Here is a 2,240-nt window from a genome sequence, read left to right as displayed (position 1 = left end):
ATGCAAAACGGCGCCCCAGGGCGCCGTTTTGCATTCCAGGCTTCCTAGCCCGCGGCGCTGACGCGAAAATTCAATCGCGGGAAATGCACCTGGAGCGCCCCCAGCTGCGCGTCGTGGCGACGGATCACCAGGGCTTCGCTGTCGGCATGCACCAGCTCGCCCACCACGGGATCCACCCCATAGTCGGTCGCCGCCACGCTCACCCGGTCACCCCAGGCGAAGCCTTCCACGGCAACGGCCTGGTCGCGCGGCAAGGCCAGCGGCTCCGCAGCCCTGGCGATCTCCAGCGCCTCGGCGGCACCGAGTTCCTCATGGGTACCATGACCGAACCCCAGCACCCGGGCGAACCAGGCGGCGATCTCGGGACGCTCGTCGATCAGGGGTGCCAGTTGTGGTGTGCTCTTGAGAAACCAGAAGTTGTGCGCCAGGGCGATGTCGGCCAGCGAGGGCGCGCCGAAGAGGAATTCGCCAGCGCTGCGCTTGAGTTGGGTTTCCAGCCGGGTCAGCAGGGTCGGCAGCTGTTGCCGGGCCTGCTCGGGTGTCAGACGACTCAGGCTGCCACCACTGAACAGCGCCTTGCGGTCATCCATGAAGGCCTGGGCCTGCTCCGGCGGCAGACTGGCCAGGCGCGGCCCCATGATCTCCGGCTGGAACATCAGCGCCACCGCATGCTGGAACAGTACCGAATCCGCCCAGCCGGCAAAGGCGGCCACGACCGCTTCCTGACCTTCCGGAAACAGCGCCGGCACCGCCTTTTCCGCCTCCAGCCGGCGCGCGATCAGCGCCGTGTCGCAATAGACATCGGCCCCCACCTGCAGCACCGGGGTCTTGCGATAGCCGCCGGTGAGCGCCACCAGCTCGGGCTTGGGCAGCATCCGCGGAATGATCACCGAACGCCAGGCCAGCCCCTTGAAACCCAGCAGCAGGCGCGCCTTCTCGGCGAAGGGCGATTGCCAATAGTGATGCAGAATCAGCTCGGACATGACAGCACTCCTGAATCAGCCACGAGCGAGGTACCGGACAGGGCCAGCACCAGGGCTTCCTTGGCTCGTTTGGGTAGCTTCTTGATCTGAATTTCGCGGCGCAGGGCGGCCGACTTGTCGCCGCAGGCTTCCACATAGACCAGCGCCTGGGCCGGGCTGGAAGCGAAGAAGCGGGCACCGCGGCCACTGCGGTGCTGGGCGAAACGGCGCTCGGGATCATCGCTGATGCCGCAATAGAGCGCTTGATTCTCGGCGCGCACCAGGTAGACATACCAGGTGCGCGCAGGTGGCAGGGGGTCGTCGCTCACCGTCAGGCGAACCACTCCCGGGCGGTACGCCAGACGCACACGCCGACGAAGTAGATGCCGCTGGCGAACCAGAGGACCATCAGCCACAGCGGCTTGTCGGGATGCACGAACACCATCATGGCGCTGCTCAGCAGCCAGATGGACGTCACGGCGATGTTCAAGGCCATCAGCTGGCGCACGCGGAAGGGATGCAGGAACTTGACCCGGGTCAGGGTCAGGGCGGCCAGCACCAGTACCACCGCCATGCTGAACCAGGGCGCCAGGTCCAGCACGTAGAAATACAGCGCCACCACGTTCCAGGCCGCGGGAAAGCCGACGAAATAGTTGTCCGCGCTCTTCATGTTCACATTGCAGAAACAGAACAGCGACGACAATAGGATGATGCCCACCGCCACCAGCTCGAAGTGCGGCGGCAAGGGAACAAAGCGATAGATGAAGATCGCCGGAATGAACACATAGGTCAGGTAGTCGACCACCAGGTCCAGCGCGGAGCCGTCGAAATGGGGCAGGACCCGCTTGACTTCGAACTTGCGCGCCAGGGTACCGTCGAGCCCGTCGACGAGCAGGGCAATGCCGAGCCACATCAGGCAACCCTTGGGTTGACCGTCGACCAGAGCGAGCAGCGCCAGAAGCGCGAGGATCACACCACTGGAGGTCACCGCATGGGCGCCCCAGGCCTTGGCTTTTGTCAGCATGAGCGGATGGGAAATGGAGTTCACGGGCGTCTCTCTATGATGACGGCTTCGACTGCCCAGCGCACCACCCGTTCTGGCGATACGCTACGAAATCGACAATGAAGCCGGTGAACGGCAAGGCGGGCCTTGACCGCCGACCCCGGAAACCGGGCGCCAAACATCGAGGATACCGCGCCTTGCCGTCCTTTGCCCGCCTTCCCGCCGAACGCCCGTGACTGGGTTCGCAGGACGACCGGGGCGGAGCAGGTCCGCCC

The 2,240-nt window shown here is 65.2% G+C and carries 3 protein-coding genes; all 3 read right to left on the bottom strand.

The genetic code is table 11. The features are described from left to right. Positions 1–44 precede the first annotated feature (44 nt). The 3 genes from QMX82_RS25580 to pcsA are packed head-to-tail and all read right to left on the bottom strand — an operon-like array spanning position 45 to position 1,986. Positions 45–983, bottom strand: a complete 939-nt coding sequence (locus tag QMX82_RS25580; protein WP_208694099.1) for a glutathione S-transferase family protein — start codon at positions 981–983, stop codon at positions 45–47. After that, positions 971–1,291, bottom strand: a complete 321-nt coding sequence (locus QMX82_RS25575) for a GIY-YIG nuclease family protein (protein ID WP_282288779.1) — start codon at positions 1,289–1,291, stop codon at positions 971–973. Before QMX82_RS25575 ends, QMX82_RS25580 begins: the two co-directional genes overlap by 13 nt. Before the next feature lie 2 nt (positions 1,292–1,293). Beyond that, on the bottom strand, positions 1,294–1,986 hold the full coding sequence (pcsA, locus tag QMX82_RS25570; RefSeq protein WP_133862217.1) for a phosphatidylcholine synthase: 693 nt from the start codon (positions 1,984–1,986) through the stop codon (positions 1,294–1,296). Positions 1,987–2,240 lie beyond the last annotated feature (254 nt).

The sequence above is a fragment of the Pseudomonas sp. PS02302 genome, from assembly GCF_029959585.1.
GTDB classification, from domain to species: Bacteria; Pseudomonadota; Gammaproteobacteria; order Pseudomonadales; family Pseudomonadaceae; genus Chryseomonas; species Chryseomonas aestiva.
The sequence above is the reverse complement of the archived record's forward strand: the minus strand, read 5'-3'. Positions and strand labels throughout refer to the sequence as shown.

Coding starts and splice junctions, on each gene's coding strand:
- QMX82_RS25580 (WP_208694099.1), bottom strand. CDS start 983: ATGTCCGAGCTGATTCTGCATCACTATTGGCAATCGCCCTTCGCCGAG.
- pcsA (WP_133862217.1), bottom strand. CDS start 1,986: ATGCTGACAAAAGCCAAGGCCTGGGGCGCCCATGCGGTGACCTCCAGT.